Consider the following 21547-nt stretch of genomic DNA (forward strand, 5'->3'; position numbering starts at 1 on the left):
ATTTGCCATTTGACGCGGCGGCGTTCGCTGTCCATGTTCATAACAGATATCAAAAAGCCATATCGGCGACGGGCCTTCATGTCAGTACCCTTTGTCAGCCAGCCAGCTCGCCCCCTACCCCATCTGACCCGCTGCTCGCTGTGGCTGGGCTTCGGCCTGCTCCTCGCACAGCTGCTGTGGCCGGCCGAGCCCCTGGCGGCGGACAAGTTGCGCCTGCAACTGCGCTGGCTGCACCAGTTCCAGTTCGCCGGCTACTACATGGCCTTGGAGAAGGGCTTCTATCGGCAAGCCGGGCTGGAGGTGGAGATTCTCCCGGGCGGCCCCCAGGCCGCCAAGCCCATAGCGGCCCTGCTCGACGGCGAGGTCGATTTCGCCATCGCCAACAGCGGCCTGGTCATCGCCCGCATGCAGGGCAAGCCGGTGGTGGCGCTGGCGGCGATCATGCAGTCCTCGCCGGTGGTCTGGATAGTCCGCGCCGACTCGGGCATCTACGCCCCCCAGGACCTGGCCGGCAAGCGGGTGATGCTGCTCGACCCACCGGAAAGCGCCGAGTTGCGCCTCACCCTGCTGCGCGAAGGCCTCGACCTCGACCGCCTGCAAGTCAGCCCCCCCAGTTTCGATCCCCTGGACCTGGTCGACGGCCACACCGACGCCTACAACGGCTACACCTCCAACGAGCCGTTCTGGCTGCAACAGCAGCAGATCCCCTATCGCCTGATCAACCCGCGCGAATACGGCGTGAACTTCTACAACGATGTGCTGGCCACCCGCGAGGCCGTGCTGCGGGACCGCCCGCAACAGGTCGAGGCCTTCACCCAGGCCAGCCTCAGGGGCTGGCAGTACGCCCTGGACAACATCGAGGAAAGCGTGCAGCTGATCCACCGGCGCTACGCCCCGGAAAAGAGCCTGGAGCACCTGCGCTTCGAGGCCCAGGAGCTGAAGAAGCTGATCATGCCCGAGCTGGTCCAGCTCGGGCACATGAACCCCGGACGCTGGCAGACCATCGCCAACAGCTACGTCGAACTGGGCATGGCCAGGGGCTCCGGCGACCTGGACGGCTTCCTCTACCTTGGCCCGGCGCAGACCGATCATCGCCTGCTCTACCAGGTGCTCGGCGGCGCCGCGCTGGCGCTGTTGCTGCTGGGCAGCGTCGCCCTGCGCTTCGCCCACCTGACCAAGCGCCTGCGCCTGGAAATCGGCGCCAGGCGCCAGGCCGAGCAGGAGCTGCGCGACAGCAACCTGCAACTGGAGAAACTGGCCAGCACCGACCGCCTGACCGGGCTCTGGACCCGCCTGCGGCTGGAAGAGGTCGCCCATCAGGAGATCAAGCGTGCCACGCGCTACGACCTGCCCCTGTGCCTGATCTTCTTCGATATCGACCGCTTCAAGACGGTCAACGACCAGCATGGCCACGAGACCGGCGACCGCGTGCTCAGCGCCGTCGCCCAGCGCATCAAGGCGCAGCTGAGGGAGTCGGACTGCCTGTGCCGCTGGGGCGGCGAAGAGTTCATCATCCTCATGCCCCATGCCGACCTCGAACACGCGGCGGTGATGGCGGAGAAGCTGCGCATCCTGGTGGCCGCCACCCCGGTGACCGAGCAGATCGGCGTCACCGCGAGCTTCGGCGTGGCCCAGTGGCGACCAGGACAGAGCCTGCGCGAACTGATGCAGTGCGCCGACCAGGTGCTCTACCTGGCCAAGCAGCGCGGCCGCAACCGCATCGAATGCTACGCCCCGCCCGCGCCGCAAGCCTCGTCATAAACGGCTGGCGCGCCACTCGGCCAACCAGCCCAGTTCCGCCGCCGTGCCCGCCGCCCCCGGCCGGTACTCCGCCCCCAGCCAACCGCGATAGCCCGAGGCGCGCAGCGCCGCCAGCGCCGCGGCGAAGTCCAGGCCGCCGCTGCCCGGCGTGCCGCGACCCGGGCAGTCGGCGAACTGCACATGGCCGATGCGCCCGGCCAACCGCTCGATGCCCGCCACCGGGTCGATGCCCTGGCGGGCCATGTGATAGAGGTCGTATTGCGCCAGGCAGTTCGGGTGCGCGACCGCTCGCAGCAGCTCGTCCAGCTGCTGCGGCGTATTGATCAGGAAGCCCGGCATGTCCAGCGGATTGATCGCCTCCACCAGCACCCCGATGCCCAGCAGGCGGAAGGCCTCGGCGGTCCGCCGCAGATTGCCGGCGAGGGTCGCCAGCGCCTGCGCGCGGTCCACCCCTTCGGCCAGGCGCCCCGGCAGCACGTTGACGCAGGCCGGGCGCGTCATCGCCGCGTAGCTCAGCGCCTGCTCCAGCGCCGCGTCGAACTCGTCCTGGCGCGCCGGTACCGCGGCCAGGCCGGCGCCGCCGCGCATCAGGTCGCCGGCCGGCAGGTTGATCAGCACCAGGGGCAGGCCGGCGCGCTCCAGCGCCTCCTTCAGGACGATGGCCGGCAGCTCGTAGGGAAACTGGATCTCCACGCCGTCGAAGCCGGCCGCGCCGGCGGCGACGATGCGCTCGCGCAGCGGCAGCTCGGCGAACAGCAGCGACAGGTTGGCGGCGATCCTCATGCCGGGCCCGCCCGATACAGCTCGACCAGGGTCGCCGGGTCGTGCTCCAGGTTGCCCCGGCTGCCGTGCAGACGCATCAGCTGCGCGGCCAGGCCGCTGAGCGGCGTCGCCGAGCCGCTCTCGTGGGACAGCCTGACCGCGGTATCGAGGTCCTTGAGCAGGGTGCGCACATGCCACCTGACCGGCTCGAACTGGCTGGCGGCCATCTGCGGTGCGAGTATCTGCAGCGGTTTGGAGTCGGCGAAGCCGCCGGCCAGGGCCTGCGCGATCAGGCCGGCATCGACCCCGGCGCGCTCGGCCAGGGCCACCACCTCGGCGATCACCAGGGCATTGCAGGCCACTATCATCTGGTTGCACGCCTTGGTCACCTGGCCGGCCCCCACCTCGCCCATGCGCGTCAGGCGCTGGCCCAGGTGGGCGAGGATCGGCCGCACCCGCTCGACATCCGCCACCCGGCCGCCGGCCATGATCGCCAGGCTGCCGGTCTCGGCGCCGGCGGTGCCGCCGGAGACCGGCGCATCCACCCAGCGCATGCCGCAGCGCCGCTCCAGCTCGGCCGCCATCTCGCGGGTCGCCGCCGGCTCCAGGCTGGACATGTCCACCAGCAGCTGCCCCGGCCTCGCGCCTTCGGCAATGCCGCCGGGACCGAACACCACCTCGCGCACCACCGCGGTATTGGCCAGGCACAGCAGCACCACCTCGGCACCCTCACACAGCTGCTTAGGCGTCTGCGCCAGGCGCGCGCCCTGCTCCAGCAGCGGCGCGCACTTGTTCGGCGAACGGTTCCACACCCGCAGCGGGTAGCCGGCGGCGAGCAGACGGCGAGTCATGGGCAGGCCCATCAGGCCGATACCGGCGAAGGCGATGGCTGGCAGCGAGGCGGTCATGCATGGCTCCTTGAAGTCCAGAGGAAAGCCCCATGTTAACCGCGAAGTCAGTTATTGGAAGCTGCGAAGAATCGCACTTGTCCCTATAATCCGCCGCGCTTTCCCCGCTATTGAACCGGAGAACCCATGAAGCTCAACAACACCCTGGCGCTCGTCGCCGGCCTCGCCCTGTCCGTATCGTCCCTGTTCGCCCAAGCCGCCGACGTCCTCAAGGTCTCGGCCATCCCCGACGAAGCCCCCACCGAACTGCTGCGCAAGTTCCAGCCCCTCGGCGCCTACCTCGAGCAACAGCTGGGCATGCCGGTCGAGTTCGTCCCGGTGACCGACTATGCCGCAGTGGTCGAAGCCCTCGCCGCCGAGCGCATCGACATGGCCTGGCTGGGCGGCTTCACCTTCGTCCAGGTCCGCCTGAAGAGCGGCGACGCCATTCCCCTGGTGCAGCGCGCCGAGGACGAGAAGTTCACCAGCAAGATCATCAGCGCCGACCCGGCCGTGCACTCGCTGCAGGATCTCAAGGGCAAGACCTTCGCCTTCGGCTCGGTGTCCTCCACCTCAGGCAGCCTGATGCCGCGGTACTTCATGCTGCAGGACGGCATCCAGCCGGAGGACTTCTTCAGCCGCATCGCCTATTCCGGTGCCCACGACGCCACCGCCGCCTGGGTCCAGGCCGGCAAGGCCGACGGCGGCGTGCTCAACGCCTCGGTGTGGGACAAGCTGGTCGCCGCCGGCAAGGTCGACAGCGACAAGGTCCGGGTGATCGCCACCACCCCGCCCTACTACGACTACAACTGGACGGTGCGCGGCGGCCTCGACCCGGCCCTGCGCGACAAGCTCAAGGCCGCCTTCCTCGCCCTCGATCCGGCCAATCCCGAGCACAAGGCGATCCTCGACCTGCAGGCCGCCAGCCGCTTCATCGAGACCCAGGCGCAGAACTACCAAGGCATCGAGGAAGCAGCCCGCGCGGCCGGCCTGTTGCAGTGAGCCTGAGGCTCGAAGGCGTGGGCCTGGCCCACGCCAACGGCCGGGTCGCCCTCGCCCACATCGACCTGCAGGTCCAGGCCGGTGAACGGCTGGCCATCATCGGCCCCTCCGGCGCGGGCAAGACCAGCCTGCTGCGCCTGCTCGCCACCGGCCTGCGCCCCAGCGGCGGGGAGCTCAGCCTGCTCGGGCACGACCCCTGGCAACTCGGCGCCCGCCAGCGCCAGCGCCTGCGCGCGCGCATCGGCCTGATTCACCAGGCGCCGCCACTGCCGCCGCGCCAACGGGTGGTCACCGCGGTGCTGGCCGGCCGCCTCGGCCAGTGGTCGCTGGCCAGGAGCCTGCTCAGCCTGCTGCACCCGGTCGACATGGCGGGCGCCCAGGCCGCCCTGGCGCGCCTCGACCTGGGCGACAAGCTCTTCGAACGCTGCGACCAGCTGTCCGGCGGCCAGCTGCAGCGCGTCGGCATCGCCCGGGCGCTGTACCAGGCGCCCGAGCTGATCCTCGCCGACGAGCCGGTGTCGGCCATGGACCCGCTGCTCGCCGTGCATACCCTGAGCGTGCTCAACCACGAGGCGGCCAGCCGCGGCATGACCCTGCTGGCCAGCCTGCACGCGGTGGACCTGGCCCTGGCGCACTTCCCGCGGATCATCGGCCTGCGCGACGGCAGGATCGTCTTCGACCTGCCGCCGGCGGCGATCCAGCAGGCCCAGCTGGACGCCCTGTACGCCAACGAACAACTGCAGGCCGCACCCGCCTCGCCAACGCCGCTGCCGTCGCGCGTGCAGATTCCGCGATGCTGAAGTCGGCCCCGCGCGACCCGGCCGCCCTGCCGCGCCTGGCCCTGACCCTGCTCGCCCTGTTGCTGCTGTGGCCCGGGCTGCAGATGAGCGAGCTGGACCTTAGCGTGCTGTTCGACGACCACAACGCCGCGAACATGGGGCGCTTCCTCGGCGACTTCTGGCCACCGGCCCACGACGGTGCATTCCTCCAGCTCCTCGGCCGGGCCACCCTGGAAACCCTGGCCATCGCAACGGCCGGCATGGCCCTGGCCCTGCTGCTGGCGGTTCCCGGCGCGCTGCTGGCCAGCCGCGCGCTGTCGCTGTCGGCGCTGCACCGCGGCGGCCGGCCGAGCGCCTGGGCACAGGCCCTGCGCTGGCCGGTGCGGGCCGTGCTGATCCTGATGCGTAGCGTGCCGGAGATCGTCTGGGCCCTGCTGTTCGTGCGCGCCGTGGGTCTGGGCCCGACCGCCGGCGTGCTGGCCATCGCCATCACCTACAGCGGCATGCTCGGCAAGGTCTACGCGGAGATCTTCGAGTCGGTCGACCCGCGCCCCGGCCGCGCCCTGCTGGTCGCCGGCAGCCCGCGCCTGGCCGCCTTCGCCTATGGCGTGCTGCCCAACGCCGCGGCGGAGATGCTCTCCTACACGGTCTATCGCTGGGAATGTGCGATCCGCGCCTCGGTGGTGATGGGCTTCGTCGGCGCCGGTGGCCTGGGCCAGCAGATCGACCTGTCGATGCGCATGTTCGCCGGCGCCGAGGTGGCGAGCATGCTGCTGTGCTTCCTCGCCCTGGTGCTGCTGGCCGACCAGCTCAGCCGCCTGCTGCGCGCGAGGCTGCTATGAACCCGCCCCTGTCCCGGCGACTGGTCAATCTCGGGCTGCTGCTGAGCGTGGCGGCGGCAGTGCTGGCATCGTTCGCCTACCTGGGCATCGATCTCGCCGGCCTGTTCGCCGGCGACAGCCCGAGCCAGATGGCCAGCTACGCCGGTGCATTCCTGCGCCCCGACTTCACCGCCGCGCACCTGCGGGCCATCGGCAGCGGCGCCATCGAGACCCTGGCCATGTCGGCCCTGGGCACCCTGCTGGCGGTGCTGCTCGGCCTGCTGCTGGCCTTGCCGGCCGCAGGGCGCCTGGGCTGGCTGGCGCACGGCGGCGCACGCCTGCTGCTCAATGCCCTGCGCGCGGTCCCGGAGCTGGTCTGGGCGGCCCTGGTGGTGCTGGCCGCCGGCCTCGGGCCGAATGCCGGCACCCTGGCCCTGGCCCTGCATACCACAGGCGTGCTCGGCCGGCTGTTCGCCGAGGCCCTGGAAAACACCCCGAAGACGGCGGCCGAGGCCATCCGCCTGGGCGGTGGCGGCGCGCTCGTGGCCTTCTGCTACGGCACCCTGCCGGCGGTCTGGCCGCAACTGCTGGCCTACTCGCTGTATCGCTGGGAGAACAATATCCGCATGGCCAGCGTGCTGGGCTTCGTCGGCGCCGGCGGCCTGGGCCAGATGCTCTACGTCCACCTCAGCCTGTTCCAGGAGGCCCGGGCGGCGAGCGTGATCCTGGCCATGCTGGTTCTGGTACTGGGCGTCGACGCCCTCAGCACCTGGGCGCGGCAACGCTGGGTCAGCGGCTAGCCGCTAGAGCCCGTCCTTCTCCAGGTGGTCGAGGTTCACCGGGTCGCCGGTATGGCTACCGAGCTTGGCGCGGATGTCGGCGAACATGTGGTCGTACTCCTGATGATCGCGCAGCAGCAGGCTGGTGCCGGCCGGCAGGCCGTGCTTGCGGGCGATGCGGCTGGCCACGCTGGCGAAATTGAAGGCGGTGTCGCGGTGCAGCTCGAACTCCTCCTCGAACGCCTGGCCCGCCACCTCGCCGTGCATGCGCATATGCAGCATCGGCCCCTCCACCGGGTCCTGGCGCACCTCGTAGTGCAGGTCGATGCTGTACTTGGGCTGGTCGGCCGTGGCGACCGGATTGACGCGATGCAGATGGCCGGGTTCGAACATGGCGGCGCTCCTCCTGCGGATCAGCTCCGAGCATAGTCGCTCGCCGCCCGCTCTGCCGCCATCGCCCGTCCGCGGCCCGCCCTCAGGCCGGGCGCGCGGCGCGCTCCTGCACCAGCACCCAGGGCGCCACCACCACGGCCCATAGCTGGGGGTCGCGGCTCAGCAGCTCTTCGGCGAGGCCATCGTCCACCTTGCGCAGCAGGCCGCCCTGCAGCCAGCCGGCGACTCGGGACTGGTCATTTTCGGCCACGGCCTCGGCCACGGCGACCAGATCCTCGGCCCCTTCGACCCACAGCAGCGCGCCCCGGGCGAAGAACGGCTGCAGCTCCTGCCAACGAATAGGTGCAGTTTCTCCAAGCAGCTTGGCATAGAGGGTGCTAGGTTGTTCAGTCATGGTGTGCCTGTCAGGGAAGCCGGATTTCAGTCGGCGGCCATGATAGCGCCGGTCGCCGCTCAGGCAAGCGCGCCCGACGTTGTCCGGGGCTGTCGAGGCACGCCGCTTTTCTATACATTCATTGCACTTAAGCGACACCCAGCTGTTTTGCCCCTGGCAGCCAGCTTTTCAAGGCGCGAACCGGCGCTCTACACTGCGCCGGTACAGTTGCCGGGGGTACAGCCGGGGATACGACCCGGTTCTGCAGCTTTGGCCGCCAGAACTACAACAATGAAGAACCATAAGAGTGGAGCACTATGAACAAGGCTACTAAGCAGATTTCCAAACTGTTTGCCGCCATGGCCATGGCCGGCGTCGCCAGCTACTCGGTCGCGGCCGATACCATCAAGATCGGCATGGCCGGTCCGGTCACCGGCGCGGTCGCCCAGTACGGCGAGATGCAATTCATCGGTGCCAAGATGGCCATCGAGCAGATCAACAAGGCCGGCGGGGTGAACGGCGCGATGCTCGAAGGCGTGGTCTACGACGATGCCTGCGATCCGAAGCAGGCCGTGGCCGTAGCCAACAAGATCGTCAACGACGAAGTCAGCTTCGTCATCGGCCACCTGTGCTCCAGCTCCACTCAGCCGGCGTCCGACATCTACGAAGACGAAGGCATCCTGATGGTCACCCCGGCCTCCACCAGCCCGGACATCACCGCCCGCGGCTACGAGCTGGTGTTCCGCACCATCGGCCTGGACAGCCTGCAGGGCCCGACCGCCGGCAACTTCATCGCCGACCACGTCAAGCCGAAGAACGTCGCGGTCATCCACGACAAGCAGCAGTACGGCGAAGGCATCGCCACCGCGGTCAAGCAGACCCTGGAAGGCAAGGGTGTGAACGTCGCCCTGTTCGAAGGCATCAACGCCGGCGACAAGGACTTCTCGGCGATGATCTCCAAGCTCAAGCAGGCCAACGTCGACTTCGTCTACTACGGCGGCTACCACCCGGAACTGGGCCTGCTGCTGCGCCAGTCGTCGGAGAAGGGCCTGAAGGTCCGCTTCATGGGTCCGGAAGGCGTGGGTAACAAGGAAATCTCCGCCATCGCCGGCCCGGCCTCCGAAGGCCTGCTGGTGACCCTGCCGAAGTCCTTCGACCAGGATCCGAAGAACCAGGCGCTGGTCGAGGCCTTCAAGGCCAAGAACGAAGACCCAACCGGCCCGTTCGTGTTCCCGGCCTACGCCGCCGTGCAGGTCATCGCCGAAGGCATCGCCAAGGCTGGCGACACCGACACCGCCAAGGTCGCCGCGGCCCTGCGCGCCAACAGCTTCGACACCCCGACCGGCACCCTGGCCTTCGACGAGAAGGGTGACCTGAAGGACTTCAGCTTCGTGGTCTACGAGTGGCACCAGGACGGTACCAAGTCCGAAGCCAAGTAAGCGTCCCGCCTGAACCCAAAGCCCACTGCAGCCGCAGTGGGTTTTGTTTATTGGAAGAATTCCGGTCTCATGCTGCGCCACAAGCGCCGCCGTGCGTGCTGACCCAGGAGTTAGGCAATGCCTGATCTTTATCACTACCTGCAACAGCTGGTTAACGGCCTGACCGTTGGCAGCACCTATGCCCTGATCGCCATCGGCTACACCATGGTCTACGGCATCATCGGCATGATCAACTTCGCCCACGGCGAGGTTTACATGATCGGCTCGTACGTAGCCTTCATCGCCATCACCGCCCTCGCCATGTTCGGCCTGGACAGCCTGCCGCTGGTCATGATCGCCGGCTTCGCCGCCAGCATCATCGTCTGCAGCGCCTACGGCTACAGCATCGAACGGGTCGCCTACCGCCCGCTGCGCGGCGGCAACCGCCTGATCCCGCTGATCTCCGCGATCGGCATGTCGATCTTCCTGCAGAACGAGGTATTGCTGGCCCAGGACTCCAAGGACAAGGCCATTCCCAACCCGCTGCCGGGCAACTTCGTGTTCGGCGAAAGCACCATGAACGGGGTGGTGATCTCCTATACCCAGGTGCTGATCTTCGTCGTCACCTTCCTGGCGATGGTCGGCCTGACCCTGTTCATCGCCCGCTCGCGCCTCGGCCGCGCCTGCCGCGCCAGCGCCGAAGACCTGAAGATGGCCAACCTGCTGGGCATCAACACCAACAACATCATCGCCCTGACCTTCGTCATCGGCGCCGCCCTGGCCGCCGTGGCCGCGGTGCTGCTGGGCATGCAGTACGGCGTGATCAACCCGCACCTGGGCTTCCTCGCCGGCATCAAGGCCTTCACCGCCGCGGTCCTGGGCGGCATCGGCAGCATCCCCGGCGCCATGCTCGGCGGCCTGGTCCTGGGCGTGGCCGAGGCCTTCGGCGCCGATATCTTCGGCGACCAGTACAAGGACGTGGTGGCCTTCAGCCTGCTGGTGCTGGTCCTGCTGTTCCGCCCGACCGGTATCCTCGGCCGTCCGGAGGTTGAAAAGGTATGAACCCGTCTATTCGCAGTAACCTCAAGACCGCCTTCTTCAGCGCCCTGCTGGTGATCGCCGTGGCCTACCCGGTGATCGGCCTGAAGCTGACCACCGTCGGCATCAGCCTGCAGGTGCAGGGCGCCAGCCCGGCCGTGCTCTGGACCATCGCCGCCTGCGCCATCGCCATGTTCTTCTGGCAACTGCTGCGCGACCGGATCGGCGCCGCCTGGTCCAGTGCGCCCAGGCTGCCGAAGGTGCCCAGCCAGGCCAGCGACTTCCTCACCCAACCGACCACCCAGCGCTGGGCAGTATTGGCGCTGATCCTCATCGCCCTGGCCTGGCCGTTCTTCGGCAGCCGCGGCGCGGTGGACATCGCCACGCTGATCCTGATCTACGTGATGCTCGGCCTCGGCCTGAACATCGTGGTCGGCCTGGCCGGCCTGCTGGACCTGGGCTACGTCGGTTTCTATGCGGTGGGTGCCTACAGCTACGCGCTGCTGTCGCACTACTACGGCCTGGGCTTCTGGGTGTGCCTGCCGATCGCCGGCCTGATGGCGGCGTTCTTCGGCTTCATCCTCGGCTTCCCGGTGCTGCGCCTGCGCGGCGACTACCTGGCCATCGTCACCCTGGGCTTCGGCGAGATCATCCGCATCCTGCTGCGCAACATGACCGAGCTGACCGGCGGTCCCAACGGCATCAGCAACATCGACAAGCCGACCCTGTTCGGCCTGAGTTTCGAGCGCCGCGCCGACGAGGGCCTGCAGACCTTCCACGAGTTCTTCGGCACGGCATATCAGTCGATCAACAAGGTGATCTTCCTCTACCTGATCGCCCTGCTGCTGGTGCTGCTGACCCTGTTCGTGATCAACCGCCTGCTGCGCATGCCGATCGGCCGTGCCTGGGAGGCCCTGCGCGAGGACGAGATCGCCTGCCGCGCGCTGGGCATGAACCCCACCGTGATCAAGCTGTCGGCCTTCACCCTCGGCGCCTGCTTCGCCGGTTTCGCCGGCAGCTTCTTCGCCGCGCGCCAGGGTCTGGTGACGCCGGAGTCCTTCACCTTCATCGAGTCGGCGATCATCCTCGCCATCGTCGTGCTCGGTGGCATGGGCTCGCAGCTGGGCATCATCCTCGCCGCGGTGGTGATGATCCTGCTGCCCGAGCTGATGCGTGAATTCAGCGAGTACCGCATGTTGATGTTCGGTGCCCTGATGGTATTCATGATGATTTGGCGTCCGCAGGGCCTGCTGCCCATGCAGCGCCCGCACCTGGAGCTGAAACCATGAGCCGCCCGATCCTAGAAGTAAGCGGCCTGTCCATGCGCTTCGGCGGCCTGCTGGCCGTCAACGGGGTGGGGCTGTCGGTCAACGAGAAACAGGTGGTGTCGATGATCGGGCCGAACGGCGCCGGCAAGACCACGGTGTTCAACTGCCTGACCGGTTTCTACCAGCCCACCAGCGGCAGCATCCGCCTCAACGGCGAGCAGATCGAGGGCCTGCCGGGCCACAAGATCGCCCACAAGGGCGTGGTGCGCACCTTCCAGAACGTCCGCCTGTTCAAGGAAATGACCGCGGTGGAGAACCTGCTGGTGGCCCAGCATCGTCACCTCAACACCAACTTCATTGCCGGCCTGCTGAAGACCCCGGCGTTCCGCAAGAGCGAGCGCGAGGCGATGGAATACGCCGCCCACTGGCTGGAACAGGTCAACCTGACCGAGTTCGCCAATCGCCCGGCCGGCACCCTGGCCTACGGCCAGCAACGCCGCCTGGAGATCGCCCGCTGCATGATGACCCGGCCGCGCATCCTCATGCTCGACGAGCCGGCTGCCGGCCTCAACCCCAAGGAGACCGACGACCTCAAGGCGCTGATCCGCATGCTGCGCGACCAGCACAACGTCACCGTGCTGCTGATCGAGCACGACATGAAGCTGGTGATGAGCATTTCCGACCATATCTACGTGATCAACCAGGGCACCCCCCTGGCCGACGGCACGCCGGAGCAGATCCGCGACAACCCCGACGTGATCAAAGCCTATCTGGGGGAGGCCTGAGCCATGCTGACTTTCGACAAGGTTTCCACCTTCTACGGCAAGATCCAGGCGCTGCACGACGTCAGCGTCGAGGTCCGCCAGGGCGAGATCGTCACCCTGATCGGCGCCAACGGCGCCGGCAAGTCGACCCTGCTGATGACCCTGTGCGGCAACCCGCAGGCGAGCAGCGGCAGCATCCGCTACCAGGGCGAGGAACTGGTCGGCCAGGACACCCCGGAGATCATGCGCAAGAGCATCGCCATCGTCCCCGAGGGGCGTCGGGTGTTCGCCCGCCTGACCGTCGAGGAAAACCTGGTGATGGGCGGCTTCTTCACCAACAAGGGTGACTTCCAGGCGCAACTGGACAAGGTGCTGCACCTGTTTCCGCGCCTGAAGGAGCGCCTCAGCCAGCGCGCCGGCACCATGTCCGGCGGCGAACAGCAGATGCTCGCCATCGGCCGCGCGCTGATGAGCATGCCCAAGCTGTTGTTGCTCGACGAGCCCTCCCTGGGCCTGGCGCCGATCATCATCCAGCAGATCTTCGACATCATCGAGCAGCTGCGCAAGGATGGCGTGACCATCTTCCTGGTCGAGCAGAACGCCAACCAGGCCCTCAAGCTGGCCGATCGCGGCTATGTGCTGGAGAACGGGCGGATCGTCATGCAGGGCAGCGGCCACGAGCTGCTGACCAACCCCAAGGTGCGCGACGCCTATCTCGGCGGCTGAGCCACCGGCAGTCCGAAAACCGCTCCTCGGAGCGGTTTTTTTATCCGCGTGCCGCCGCCCCGGGCGGTTACAATGGCCACCCTCCCCTTGCCGCCGAGCCCGCCATGACCGACCCCATTCGCCTGTCCAAGCGCCTGATCGAACTGGTCGGCTGCTCGCGCCGCGAGGCCGAGCTGTATATCCAGGGCGGCTGGGTGCTGGTCGACGGCGAAGTGGTGGACGAGCCGCAGTTCAAGGTGCTGGATCAGCGGGTCGAACTGCTCCCGGATGCCGTCGCCGCACCACTCGAGCCGGCCACCCTGCTGCTGCATGTGCCCAGCGGGCACGCCCCGAGCAGCGCCGCCGCAACCCTGGGCGTGGCGAACCACTGGGCGGACGACGCCTCCGGCCTGCGCCCGCTGAACGGCCATTTCGCCCGCCTGACCCCCTGCATCCCGCTGCAGGCCGGCGCCGACGGCCTGCATGTGCTGACCCAGGACTGGCGCGTCGAGCGCAAGCTCAGGGAAGACCTGAGCAAGCTGGAGCAGGAATACGTGGTCGAGGTCGACGGCCAGCTCAGCCCGGCCCAGCTCAAGCGCCTCAATCACGGCCTGACGTTCAATGGCGCGCCGCTGCCGCCCTGCAAGGTCAGCTGGCAGAACGAGACCCGCCTGCGCTTCGCCCTGAAGAACCCCCAGCCCGGGCAGCTCGTGTTCATGTGCAACAGCGTCGGCCTCAAGGTGCTGGGGCTCAAGCGCATCCGCATCGGCGGCGTGCCGATGGCCAAGGTGCCCGCCGGCCAGTGGCGCTACCTGGCCGCCAAGGAACGCTTCTAGTCACACCGCTGTCGCCGCGGCGCAGACCGCCGCGGCCCCCTCTTATTTCCCAGGATGTCCCCATGCTCAACAACGACGTACTGCGCAGCCTGCGCTACAGCCTCGACCTCAGCGACGCGCAGATGGCCGATATCATCCAGCTCAGCGGCCTGCAGGTCGGGGCAGACCGGGTCGGCGCCGTGCTGAAGAAGGACGACGAGGAGGGCTTCCAGGCCTGCGACGACGAGCTGATGGCGCATTTCCTCGACGGCCTGGTGTACTTCAAGCGCGGCAAGGACGACAACCGTCCGCCGCAGCCCTTCGAGCTGCCGGTGACCAACAACATGGTGATGAAGAAGCTGCGCGTGGCCTTCGAGCTGAAGGAAGATGACATGCACGCGATCATGCAGAGTGTCGATTGCCCGGTGTCCAAACCGGAGATGAGCGCGCTGTTTCGCAAGTTCGGCCACAGCAACTACCGCCCCTGCGGCGACCAGTTCCTGCGCAACTTCCTCAGGGGCCTGACCCTGCGCCTGCGCGGCTGAGCGCCGCGCCCCTGGCGGGCGGACGCCCGTTAGTCCGCCTTCCCCGCCGCCCGCCATGCCATTGCTAACCTTTAAATTGGGGGGTTATCTCACCTAGTGCCGCTAGCGCGGCAGGGAGGATAGCCATGAGCATGGCTGACTGGCGCATGCAGGGCGTCGAGTTTGCTACCTGCAACTGCAACTGGGGCTGCCCCTGTCAATTCAGCGCGCTGCCCAGCCACGGCAACTGCGAGGCCGTGGTGTCGATGCGCATCGACCAAGGTCACCACCAGGACGTCCGCCTGGACGGCCTGTGCTGGGTCGGCACCTTCGCCTGGCCCAGGGCCATCCACGAGGGCAACGGCCGCTGCCAGCTGTTCATCGACGACAGGGCCAGCGCCGCGCAGCGCGAGGCGTTGCTGCGGATTCTCACGGGCGAGGACACCGAACCCGGCGCCACCGTCTTCTCGGTGTTCGCCAGCACCCTCAGCGAGGTTTACGCGCCGCAATACGTGCCGATCGAGTTCAGCGTCGATGTCGATAAGCGCGAAGCCCACACCCGCATTCCCGGCGTACTGGAGGTGACGGGTGAGCCGATTCGCAACCCGGTCAGCGGCCAGGCCCAGGAAGCCCGCCTGGTGCTGCCCAACGGCTTCGAGTTCACCGAGGCGCAGATGGCCAGCGGCAGCTACCAGACCAAGGGCGCGATCAAGATCCAGTCGCAGCAGGGCCACGGCCACTTCGCCCGCCTGCACTTCACCGGGCAGGGGGTGGTGCGCTGAAGTCGCTCGAGCTTCCCGAGGGCCCCGCCGAGTCGCCGCGCCGGCGACTGCCCCGCTGGCCGTTGCGGCGCGAGCAGTGGCTGTGCCTGCTGTGCCTGCTGCTACTGACGGGGATGGCCTGGTGGCTGTTGCTGCGCATGGCCGAGGACATGGCCGCGACGGGTAGCATGCTGGCCATGGCCGCCATGCCGATGCCCTGGGCCGCCCGGGATGCCCTGCTGATGCTGGCGATGTGGGCGGTGATGATGGTCGGCATGATGCTGCCCGGCGCCCTGCCGATGTTCCTGCTGTACCAGCAGATGCTGCGCAGGTACCTGGACCCGCCCGAGCGCCGGCTGGCCCTGCTGCTGTTCTGCCTGGCCTATCTGCTGCTATGGGCCGCGTTCGGCCTGCTCGCCACCGCGCTGCAATGGGGCCTGGAGCAACTCGCCCTGCTCGACCCGCAACTGCGCAGCAACAATCGTTGGCTCGCGGCCGCGCTGCTGCTGACCGCCGGCGCCTACCAGTGGTCGCCGACCAAGGCCGCCTGCCTGGCCCACTGCCGGGGGCCGGTGGCGTTCCTCCTGAGCCATTGGCGGCCCGGCATCGGCGGCGGCTGGCGCATGGGCCTGGCCCATGCCGCCTACTGCCTGGGCTGTTGCTGGGCGCTGATGGGCCTGTTGTTCGTCGCAGGGGTGATGAACCTGTTGTGGGTGGCGGCTATCGGCGCCTATGTGCTGCTGGAGAAGACCCTGCCCCTGGGCCTCTGGCTCGGGCGCTGCACCGGGCTGCTGCTGATCGCCGGGGGCACCGCGCTGCTGCTCGCCTAACCGCGCTTAAGGCCGCGGCGTGCAGCAGGTAAGATGGACGGCCCCGCCGCCGTCGACCCCAGCCCCATGTCCTACAGCGTATCGCCCATAGGTTTCGTCCGCTCCTGCTTCAAGGAGAAGTTCGCCATCCCGCGTCAGCCGCACCTGGCGCCGGCCGCCCGCGGGGTCCTGGAACTGCTGCCGCCCTTCGACCAGGGCGACGCGGTGCAAGGCCTGGAGCAGGTCAGCCATGTCTGGCTGCTGTTCCTGTTCCACCAGGCGCTGGAGGACAAGCCGCGGCTGAAGGTACGCCCGCCGCGCCTGGGCGGCAACCAGTCGCTGGGCGTGTTCGCCAGCCGCGCCACCCACAGGCCCAACGGCATCGGCCAGTCGGTGGTCAAGCTGGATCGGGTCGAGCCGGGCCGGCTCTGGCTGTCCGGCATCGACCTGCTGGACGGCACGCCGGTGCTGGATATCAAGCCCTACGTGCCCTATGCCGACTGCGTCGGCGAGGCCGTCAACGCCATCGCCGCCGACGCGCCGCGGCCGATTGCCGTCGACTGGCTGGCACCGGCGCTGGCCCAGGCCCAGGCCCACGAGCGGCGCCTGGGGGAGCCGCTGGTCGCGCTGATCGAGCAATGCCTGGCCCAGGACCCCCGCCCCGCCTACCAGCTGCCGTCACCGCAGCGGCGCTACGGCGCCGCCTTCTGGGATGTCGACGTGCGCTGGCACTACCCCCAGCCCGGACGGATCTGCGTGCTGGAAGTGGTCGAAGCCGCTCGGCACGCCTAGCCCGGCCGCTCAGCGAGCCGGATTGAGCGCCAGTGCGTCCGCCTCGATGGCCTCCTGGCTGAGGATCAGCGGCTCGACCAGCGGCCGACTGGCGAGGAAGTGCGCACTGCGCAGATGCGCCGCGAACGCCGCCTCGTCGACATAGACCTCGTACAGCCACACCAGCTGGGGATCGCCGCGATCGCGCAGCACGTCGAACGTCAGGCAGCCCGGTTCGTCGCGTACCGAGGCCGCCGCGTTGACGCCCATGGCCGCCATGAAGGCGTCGAAGCAGCCGGGTTTGAGTCGGGTCTTGAGCAGCAAGCAGTACACGGAGCGATCCTTTTGTCTTATATTTGTCGCTAATTGTATACAAAACGGAGTACACATCAATGCTCGAACGTCCCGGCCGTCTCAACGGCCTGCGCCATCTGGCCTTGCAGGTTCGCGACCTGGAGGCCTGCGAACGCTTCTACGTCGATGTCCTCGGCATGCAGGTGCTGCACCGCGCCAGCCAGGACCTGGTCTACCTGACCTGCGGTAACGACAACCTCTCCCTCGGCCGCGCCCGTGGCGACAGCCAGGGCCAGCAGGCGATGGACCACTTCGGCTTCATCGTCGACAGCGTGGAGGAGCTGGAGGCCTGGTACCAGTACCTCAAGGCCCTGGGCGTGCCCCTGCTGGACCGCCCCTTCGACCATGGCGACGGCGCGCGCAGCTTCCACCTGCTCGACCCGGCCGGCAACAAGGTGCAGCCGATCTACCACCCGGCCGTGTCCGGCCAGCGCTTCGGCTCATAGGCAGGCCCTCGAGGGCGCGGCGGCGTGGGTTCCACCGCGCCGCCCAGGCCCCTTTTCAGCGCGCCTGCAGGCTTTCCCGGAAGTATTGCTTCCACTGCCATGGGCCGGCGTCTAAGGTTGCTCTATGTCCACGCGCCTGTGCGTATCGCCTCCCCAGCCGATACCCAGCAGCCAGAACGCGATGATCGAGCGATGAAAAAACCGCCCTACCTACCGAGCAGCAATGTCATCGACCTCCTGCTCGATGCCATCTGCGTCGTCGATCGAGAAGGGCACTTCGTATTCGTCAGCGCGGCCGGCGAGCACATCTTCGGCTATACCCCCGAGGAACTGGTCGGCCGCCCCATGATCGACCTGGTCTTGCCCGAAGACCGCGCCATGACCCTGCAAACGGCCGCGGAAGTCATGGCCGGCATCAGCAAGCCGCACTTCGAGAACCGCTATGTGCGCAAGGACGGCCGGATCATCCACATCATGTGGTCGGCGCGCTGGTCTGAGGAGGAGCAGGTGCGCATCGCCGTGGCCCGCGACATCACCGAACGCAAGCGCAGCGAGTCGATGCTGGCGGCCGCTTATGCCCTCTCCGAGGCGGCGCACTCCGCCGAGGACCTGCGCGGTCTGTTTCAGCAGGTGCACCGGATCGTCGGCGATCTGCTGCCGGCCAGCCATTTCACCGTCGTGCTGCGCGATGAGCAGAGTGCCGAGTTGAGCGTCGCCTACCAGAGCCCGCAGGAGGCGGCATCGCCGCAAGCGGATCCTCTCGCGCTCAGCACGCCGCTCATCCGTAGCGGGCAGCCCCTGCTGCATTCGCCGAAGCCGGCCGGCGACGGCGCTACGCCGCGGTGGCTGGGCGTGCCCCTGAACTCGCGCAAGGGCACCATCGGCGCCCTGATCGTGCAGAGTCATGACCAAGCCCTGCACTACGGCGAGCGCGACAAGGAACTGCTGCAGTACGTATCGACCCAGGTCGCCGCCGCCGTCGAGCATCAGCAGATGCTCGGCCGCCTGCAGTTCATGGCGCAGTACGACCAACTCACGCGACTGCCCAACCGCACCCTGCTGCACGACCGTGTACAGCTCGCCCTGGCCCGCGCCCACCGCGACCGGGCGCAACTGGCGCTGCTGTTCCTCGACCTGGACGGGTTCAAGCAGGTCAACGACAGCTGCGGTCACGCCATCGGCGATCGACTGCTGCAGAGGGTCGCCGAACGCCTGCAGCACTGCGTCCGGGAGACGGACACGATCGCGCGCCTGGGCGGCGACGAGTTCGTGGTGCTGCTCGAAGATATCCATTCGCCGGAGCAGGTCGCGACGGTCGCAGAGAAGATCCGCCAGGCCCTCGGCCGCCCCTTCGACCTGGGCCCGCATGCCCTGTGCGTCCCGCCCAGCATCGGCGTGGCGCTCTATCCGCAGCACGGCGGCGATATGCAGCAACTGCTGCAGCAGGCCGACAGCGCCATGTACCAGGCGAAAAAGCGCGGCGGCAACGCCTTCCACATCGCCTCGACGCCCGCTGCGGCCCTCGCCGGGCCCTAGCGTCGCCCGGCCAGGCACCCTCACAGCGAATCAGCGCCCAACAAAAAAGCTCGCCGTCGGCGAGCTTTTTTGTTGCTGTGGCGCGTGCGCTCTACTTCTCGACGAAGGCGCGCTCGATCAGGTAGTCGCCCGGCTCGCCCAGCCGCGGCGAGATCTTCAGGCCGAAACCGTCCAACACGGCGCTGGTCTCGTCGAGCATGCTCGGGCTGCCGCAGATCATCGCGCGGTCGTCCTGCGGATTGATCGGCGGCAGGCCGATATCGCGGAACAGTTTGCCGCTGCGCATCAGGTCGGTCAGGCGGCCCTGGTTCTCGAACTCCTCGCGGGTCACGGTCGGGTAGTAGATCAGCTTGCTCTTCAGGGCATCGCCGAAGTACTCGTTCTGCGGCAGGTGCTCGGTGATGAACTCGCGGTAGGCCACCTCGTTGACGTAGCGCACGCCGTGCACCAGCACCACCTTCTCGTAGCGCTCGTAGGTCTCCGGGTCCTGGATCACGCTCATGAAGGGGGCCAGGCCGGTGCCGGTGCTGAGCAGGTAGAGGTGCTTGCCCGGCAGCAGGTCGTCCAGCAGCAGGGTGCCGGTGGGCTTGCGGCTGACCATCAGCTCGTCACCGGGTTTGAGGTGCTGCAGCTTGGAGGTCAGCGGGCCGTCGGCCACCTTGATGCTGAAGAACTCCAAGTGATCCTCATAGTTCGGGCTGGCGATGGAGTAGGCACGCATCAGCGGGCGACCGTTGTCCTGTTGCAGGCCGATCATCACGAATTGGCCGTTCTCGAACCGCAGCCCCGCATTGCGGGTGGTCTTGAAACTGAACAGGGTGTCGTTCCAGTGGTGGACGCTGAGCACACGCTCGACGTTCAGGTTACTCATGCTGGCTTCCTCAGAGACGCGGTGACCCGAAGCGGGTGATTGCGCGGCATTCTAGGCGGGCGCAGAATATCTGTTAAGTGGATTATTATGATATAGGTTATCGGTTATATAGATATGCGATTTACTCTTAGGCAACTCCAGGTCTTCGTCATCGCCGCCCAGCAGGAAAGCGTCTCCCGTGCCGCCGAGGCGCTGGCCCTGTCGCAGTCGGCCACCAGCACCTCGCTGAGCGAGCTGGAGCGGCAGTCGGGCTGCCAGCTGTTCGACCGCTCGGGCAAGCGCCTGCGCCTCAACGCCCTCGGCCGCCAGCTGCTGCCCGAGGCGGTGGCGCTGCTCGACCAGGCCAAGGAGATCGAACGCCTGCTCGCCGGCAAGAGCGGTTTCGGCTCGCTGGACGTGGGCGCCACCCTGACCGTCGGCAACTACCTGGCCACCCTGCTGATCGGCAGCTTCATGCAGCGTCACCCCGAGTGCCGGGTGCGCCTGCAGGTGCACAACACCGCCCATGTGGTGCAGCAGATCGCCCATTACGAGCTGGACCTCGGCCTGATCGAGGGCGATTGCCAGCACCCGGACATCGAGGTGCAGCCCTGGGTCGAGGACGAGCTGGTGGTGTTCTGCGCGCCGCAGCACTCCCTGGCGCAGCGCGGCGAGGCGAGCCTGGAGGAGCTGGCGCACGAGGCCTGGATTCTCCGCGAGCAGGGCTCCGGCACCCGCCTGACCTTCGACCAGGCCATGCGCCACCACCCGAGCTCGCTGAATATCCGCCTGGAGCTGGAACACACCGAGGCGATCAAGCGTGCCGTGGAGTCGGGCCTGGGCATCGGCTGCATCTCGCGCCTGGCCCTGCGCGAGGCCTTTCGCCGCGGCAGCCTGGTGCCCGTGGAAACGCCGAGCCTGGACCTGCGCCGGCAGTTCTACTTCATCTGGCACAAGCAGAAGTACCAGACCGCCGCCATGCGCGAATTCCTCGAGCTGTGCCGCGCCATGACCGCCGGGGCCAGGCGCAGCGACGAGATCGTCCTGCCGAACCTGGCTTAGCCGGGGTTACCGCTCGGAATGGACTCCAGCTGCTGCAGCAGCAAGGCCGCCTGAGTGCGGGTGCGTACCCCGAGCTTGCGGAAGATCGCCGTGACATGGGCCTTGACGGTCGCCTCGGAGACACTCAGCTCGTAGGCGATCTGCTTGTTCAGCAGCCCTTCGCAGACCATGGTCAACACCCGGAACTGCTGCGGCGTCAGGCTGGCCAGGCCCTCGCTGGCGGCCTTGGCCTCGGCCGAAACGGCCGCCGCCTCCTCGCTTTGCGCGGGCCACCAGACATCGCCGTCGAGCACCTGGCGCACGGCCTGCTGGATGGTCTCCAGGGAGCTGGACTTGGGGATGAAGCCGCTGGCGCCGAACTCCCGCGAGCGCGCCACCACGGCGGCGTCCTCCTGAGCCGAGATCATCACCACCGGGACCTGAGGGTACTGCCCGCGCAGCAACACCAGACCGGAGAAACCGTAGGCCCCCGGCATGTTCAGGTCGAGCAGCACCAGGTCCCAGTCCGCCTTGCTCGTCAGGCAGCCCTCCAGTTCGGCGATGCTGGCGGCTTCCACCAGCCGTACATCGGGGCCCAGGCCCAGGGTCAGCGCCTGCTGCAGGGCGCTGCGAAACAACGGATGATCGTCGGCAATCAGGATTTCATAGGTAGCCATCGGCAGATCCTGTTCTTGTTATATGAGTAGCCAGGGCGGCGCCTACAACAGGCGTGGCGGGCGGCACCCGGCGGCAGTCCGGGCCTTGCCCCGGGACGGCGATTCGGCCGCGCGGGCGCCCGAGGCGGCGCCCAGCATGCCGAGCGACGCCGGGGTGGTCAAGCGCGCAGCTTTGCGGCACAGTCTGCGCCTTTGCCCCCATAAGGATCGCTC

Annotated in this window: 25 protein-coding genes; 18 read left to right on the top strand and 7 right to left on the bottom strand. The window is 67.9% G+C overall.

Features of this window, described 5'->3' with window-relative positions; translation table 11 throughout:
• Window positions 1-78 precede the first annotated feature (78 nt).
• A complete protein-coding gene (locus I0D00_RS15850) occupies window positions 79-1761 on the top strand; it encodes a GGDEF domain-containing protein (protein WP_213640795.1) in 1683 nt (560 codons plus the stop codon).
• On the opposite strand, the gene I0D00_RS15855 is transcribed toward I0D00_RS15850, so the two are convergent.
• Both I0D00_RS15855 and I0D00_RS15860 read right to left on the bottom strand, forming a co-directional pair.
• Window positions 1756-2544: a hydroxypyruvate isomerase family protein gene (locus I0D00_RS15855; RefSeq protein ID WP_213640796.1), complete on the bottom strand. Its 789-nt coding sequence runs from the start codon at window positions 2542-2544 to the stop codon at window positions 1756-1758. The genes I0D00_RS15850 and I0D00_RS15855 overlap by 6 nt on opposite strands.
• On the bottom strand, window positions 2541-3431 hold the full coding sequence (locus I0D00_RS15860; RefSeq protein WP_213640797.1) for an NAD(P)-dependent oxidoreductase: 891 nt from the start codon (window positions 3429-3431) through the stop codon (window positions 2541-2543). The genes I0D00_RS15855 and I0D00_RS15860 overlap by 4 nt, the downstream gene beginning before the upstream one ends.
• A gap of 126 nt (window positions 3432-3557) precedes the next feature.
• Between I0D00_RS15860 and I0D00_RS15865 the strand changes: the two genes are divergently transcribed.
• From I0D00_RS15865 to phnE, 4 genes are read left to right on the top strand one after another with little or no spacing between them, the layout of a single operon-like run.
• Window positions 3558-4412 carry a putative selenate ABC transporter substrate-binding protein gene (locus I0D00_RS15865; RefSeq protein ID WP_213640798.1) on the top strand — a complete coding sequence of 285 codons (855 nt, stop codon included), beginning with the start codon at window positions 3558-3560 and terminating at the stop codon, window positions 4410-4412.
• Window positions 4409-5212 (top strand): phosphonate ABC transporter ATP-binding protein, encoded by an 804-nt coding sequence (locus I0D00_RS15870; RefSeq protein ID WP_213640799.1) that lies wholly within the window; start codon window positions 4409-4411, stop codon window positions 5210-5212. The genes I0D00_RS15865 and I0D00_RS15870 overlap by 4 nt, the downstream gene beginning before the upstream one ends.
• Entirely contained in the window at window positions 5206-6033 is an 828-nt protein-coding gene (locus I0D00_RS15875; protein ID WP_213640800.1) for a PhnE/PtxC family ABC transporter permease, read from the top strand. Before I0D00_RS15870 ends, I0D00_RS15875 begins: the two co-directional genes overlap by 7 nt.
• Window positions 6030-6812: a phosphonate ABC transporter, permease protein PhnE gene (gene phnE, locus I0D00_RS15880; RefSeq protein ID WP_213640801.1), complete on the top strand. Its 783-nt coding sequence runs from the start codon at window positions 6030-6032 to the stop codon at window positions 6810-6812. The genes I0D00_RS15875 and phnE overlap by 4 nt, the downstream gene beginning before the upstream one ends.
• Before the next feature lie 3 nt (window positions 6813-6815).
• Here phnE and I0D00_RS15885 read toward each other — a convergent pair whose 3' ends face one another.
• Both I0D00_RS15885 and I0D00_RS15890 read right to left on the bottom strand, forming a co-directional pair.
• Complete coding sequence (locus I0D00_RS15885) at window positions 6816-7184, bottom strand: DUF5064 family protein (protein ID WP_213640802.1); 369 nt, start codon at window positions 7182-7184, stop codon at window positions 6816-6818.
• Window positions 7185-7266: 82 nt separating this feature from the next.
• Window positions 7267-7578: a DUF2288 domain-containing protein gene (locus tag I0D00_RS15890; RefSeq protein WP_213640803.1), complete on the bottom strand. Its 312-nt coding sequence runs from the start codon at window positions 7576-7578 to the stop codon at window positions 7267-7269.
• A gap of 296 nt (window positions 7579-7874) precedes the next feature.
• Here I0D00_RS15890 and I0D00_RS15895 point away from each other — a divergent pair, with 296 nt between their 5' ends.
• The 10 genes from I0D00_RS15895 to tsaA all read left to right on the top strand — a co-directional run bounded on the left by I0D00_RS15895 (window position 7875) and on the right by tsaA (window position 16451).
• Window positions 7875-8996, top strand: coding sequence for a branched-chain amino acid ABC transporter substrate-binding protein (locus I0D00_RS15895; protein ID WP_213640804.1), 1122 nt, complete (start codon window positions 7875-7877; stop codon window positions 8994-8996).
• Between the two features lie 117 nt (window positions 8997-9113).
• A complete protein-coding gene (gene livH, locus I0D00_RS15900) occupies window positions 9114-10037 on the top strand; it encodes a high-affinity branched-chain amino acid ABC transporter permease LivH (RefSeq protein WP_213640805.1) in 924 nt (307 codons plus the stop codon).
• Entirely contained in the window at window positions 10034-11302 is a 1269-nt protein-coding gene (locus I0D00_RS15905; protein ID WP_215730957.1) for a high-affinity branched-chain amino acid ABC transporter permease LivM, read from the top strand. Before livH ends, I0D00_RS15905 begins: the two co-directional genes overlap by 4 nt.
• On the top strand, window positions 11299-12066 hold the full coding sequence (gene livG, locus I0D00_RS15910) for a high-affinity branched-chain amino acid ABC transporter ATP-binding protein LivG (protein WP_213640806.1): 768 nt from the start codon (window positions 11299-11301) through the stop codon (window positions 12064-12066). The genes I0D00_RS15905 and livG overlap by 4 nt, the downstream gene beginning before the upstream one ends.
• 3 nt (window positions 12067-12069) lie before the next feature.
• Complete coding sequence (locus tag I0D00_RS15915) at window positions 12070-12771, top strand: ABC transporter ATP-binding protein (RefSeq protein WP_213640807.1); 702 nt, start codon at window positions 12070-12072, stop codon at window positions 12769-12771.
• Between the two features lie 104 nt (window positions 12772-12875).
• Window positions 12876-13586 carry an rRNA pseudouridine synthase gene (locus I0D00_RS15920; protein WP_213640808.1) on the top strand — a complete coding sequence of 237 codons (711 nt, stop codon included), beginning with the start codon at window positions 12876-12878 and terminating at the stop codon, window positions 13584-13586.
• 62 nt (window positions 13587-13648) lie between these two features.
• Complete coding sequence (locus I0D00_RS15925) at window positions 13649-14110, top strand: YehS family protein (RefSeq protein WP_213640809.1); 462 nt, start codon at window positions 13649-13651, stop codon at window positions 14108-14110.
• Window positions 14111-14235: 125 nt separating this feature from the next.
• The gene (locus tag I0D00_RS15930; RefSeq protein WP_213640810.1) at window positions 14236-14871 is read left to right on the top strand and encodes a DUF1326 domain-containing protein; all 636 of its coding nucleotides are present in this window, start codon (window positions 14236-14238) and stop codon (window positions 14869-14871) included.
• A 62-nt stretch (window positions 14872-14933) separates the two neighbouring features.
• A complete protein-coding gene (locus I0D00_RS15935) occupies window positions 14934-15680 on the top strand; it encodes a DUF2182 domain-containing protein (RefSeq protein WP_246533297.1) in 747 nt (248 codons plus the stop codon).
• Window positions 15681-15746: 66 nt separating this feature from the next.
• Window positions 15747-16451, top strand: coding sequence for a tRNA (N6-threonylcarbamoyladenosine(37)-N6)-methyltransferase TrmO (gene tsaA, locus I0D00_RS15940; RefSeq protein ID WP_213641803.1), 705 nt, complete (start codon window positions 15747-15749; stop codon window positions 16449-16451).
• A 9-nt stretch (window positions 16452-16460) separates the two neighbouring features.
• On the opposite strand, the gene I0D00_RS15945 is transcribed toward tsaA, so the two are convergent.
• On the bottom strand, window positions 16461-16763 hold the full coding sequence (locus I0D00_RS15945) for a putative quinol monooxygenase (protein WP_213640811.1): 303 nt from the start codon (window positions 16761-16763) through the stop codon (window positions 16461-16463).
• A 59-nt stretch (window positions 16764-16822) separates the two neighbouring features.
• Between I0D00_RS15945 and I0D00_RS15950 the strand changes: the two genes are divergently transcribed.
• Window positions 16823-17230 (top strand): VOC family protein, encoded by a 408-nt coding sequence (locus tag I0D00_RS15950; protein WP_213640812.1) that lies wholly within the window; start codon window positions 16823-16825, stop codon window positions 17228-17230.
• A gap of 192 nt (window positions 17231-17422) precedes the next feature.
• The gene (locus I0D00_RS15955) at window positions 17423-18766 is read left to right on the top strand and encodes a GGDEF domain-containing protein (RefSeq protein WP_213640813.1); all 1344 of its coding nucleotides are present in this window, start codon (window positions 17423-17425) and stop codon (window positions 18764-18766) included.
• Window positions 18767-18857: 91 nt separating this feature from the next.
• Here the strand turns inward: I0D00_RS15955 and fpr are convergent, their stop codons facing one another.
• Entirely contained in the window at window positions 18858-19637 is a 780-nt protein-coding gene (gene fpr / locus I0D00_RS15960; RefSeq protein ID WP_213640814.1) for a ferredoxin--NADP reductase, read from the bottom strand.
• 114 nt (window positions 19638-19751) lie between these two features.
• Between fpr and I0D00_RS15965 the strand changes: the two genes are divergently transcribed.
• The gene (locus I0D00_RS15965) at window positions 19752-20678 is read left to right on the top strand and encodes a LysR family transcriptional regulator (RefSeq protein ID WP_213640815.1); all 927 of its coding nucleotides are present in this window, start codon (window positions 19752-19754) and stop codon (window positions 20676-20678) included.
• On the opposite strand, the gene erdR is transcribed toward I0D00_RS15965, so the two are convergent.
• Complete coding sequence (gene erdR, locus I0D00_RS15970; RefSeq protein ID WP_213640816.1) at window positions 20675-21334, bottom strand: response regulator transcription factor ErdR; 660 nt, start codon at window positions 21332-21334, stop codon at window positions 20675-20677. The two genes, I0D00_RS15965 and erdR, sit on opposite strands and share 4 nt — an antisense overlap.
• Window positions 21335-21547 lie beyond the last annotated feature (213 nt).

Source organism: Pseudomonas lalucatii (assembly GCF_018398425.1).
Lineage (GTDB): Bacteria > Pseudomonadota > Gammaproteobacteria > Pseudomonadales > Pseudomonadaceae > Aquipseudomonas > Aquipseudomonas lalucatii.

Excerpts from the sequence above, each read along its gene's own strand:
- erdR (WP_213640816.1), bottom strand. The coding sequence starts at position 21,334 with ATGGCTACCTATGAAATCCTGATTGCCGACGATCATCCGTTGTTTCGC.
- I0D00_RS15930 (WP_213640810.1), top strand. The coding sequence starts at position 14,236 with ATGAGCATGGCTGACTGGCGCATGCAGGGCGTCGAGTTTGCTACCTGC.
- I0D00_RS15925 (WP_213640809.1), top strand. The coding sequence starts at position 13,649 with ATGCTCAACAACGACGTACTGCGCAGCCTGCGCTACAGCCTCGACCTC.
- fpr (WP_213640814.1), bottom strand. The coding sequence starts at position 19,637 with ATGAGTAACCTGAACGTCGAGCGTGTGCTCAGCGTCCACCACTGGAAC.
- I0D00_RS15955 (WP_213640813.1), top strand. The coding sequence starts at position 17,423 with ATGAAAAAACCGCCCTACCTACCGAGCAGCAATGTCATCGACCTCCTG.
- I0D00_RS15920 (WP_213640808.1), top strand. The coding sequence starts at position 12,876 with ATGACCGACCCCATTCGCCTGTCCAAGCGCCTGATCGAACTGGTCGGC.
- tsaA (WP_213641803.1), top strand. The coding sequence starts at position 15,747 with ATGTCCTACAGCGTATCGCCCATAGGTTTCGTCCGCTCCTGCTTCAAG.
- I0D00_RS15895 (WP_213640804.1), top strand. The coding sequence starts at position 7,875 with ATGAACAAGGCTACTAAGCAGATTTCCAAACTGTTTGCCGCCATGGCC.
- I0D00_RS15875 (WP_213640800.1), top strand. The coding sequence starts at position 5,206 with ATGCTGAAGTCGGCCCCGCGCGACCCGGCCGCCCTGCCGCGCCTGGCC.
- livG (WP_213640806.1), top strand. The coding sequence starts at position 11,299 with ATGAGCCGCCCGATCCTAGAAGTAAGCGGCCTGTCCATGCGCTTCGGC.
- I0D00_RS15890 (WP_213640803.1), bottom strand. The coding sequence starts at position 7,578 with ATGACTGAACAACCTAGCACCCTCTATGCCAAGCTGCTTGGAGAAACT.
- phnE (WP_213640801.1), top strand. The coding sequence starts at position 6,030 with ATGAACCCGCCCCTGTCCCGGCGACTGGTCAATCTCGGGCTGCTGCTG.
- I0D00_RS15850 (WP_213640795.1), top strand. The coding sequence starts at position 79 with ATGTCAGTACCCTTTGTCAGCCAGCCAGCTCGCCCCCTACCCCATCTG.
- I0D00_RS15885 (WP_213640802.1), bottom strand. The coding sequence starts at position 7,184 with ATGTTCGAACCCGGCCATCTGCATCGCGTCAATCCGGTCGCCACGGCC.
- I0D00_RS15905 (WP_215730957.1), top strand. The coding sequence starts at position 10,034 with ATGAACCCGTCTATTCGCAGTAACCTCAAGACCGCCTTCTTCAGCGCC.
- I0D00_RS15855 (WP_213640796.1), bottom strand. The coding sequence starts at position 2,544 with ATGAGGATCGCCGCCAACCTGTCGCTGCTGTTCGCCGAGCTGCCGCTG.
- I0D00_RS15965 (WP_213640815.1), top strand. The coding sequence starts at position 19,752 with ATGCGATTTACTCTTAGGCAACTCCAGGTCTTCGTCATCGCCGCCCAG.
- I0D00_RS15950 (WP_213640812.1), top strand. The coding sequence starts at position 16,823 with ATGCTCGAACGTCCCGGCCGTCTCAACGGCCTGCGCCATCTGGCCTTG.
- I0D00_RS15865 (WP_213640798.1), top strand. The coding sequence starts at position 3,558 with ATGAAGCTCAACAACACCCTGGCGCTCGTCGCCGGCCTCGCCCTGTCC.
- livH (WP_213640805.1), top strand. The coding sequence starts at position 9,114 with ATGCCTGATCTTTATCACTACCTGCAACAGCTGGTTAACGGCCTGACC.
- I0D00_RS15860 (WP_213640797.1), bottom strand. The coding sequence starts at position 3,431 with ATGACCGCCTCGCTGCCAGCCATCGCCTTCGCCGGTATCGGCCTGATG.
- I0D00_RS15915 (WP_213640807.1), top strand. The coding sequence starts at position 12,070 with ATGCTGACTTTCGACAAGGTTTCCACCTTCTACGGCAAGATCCAGGCG.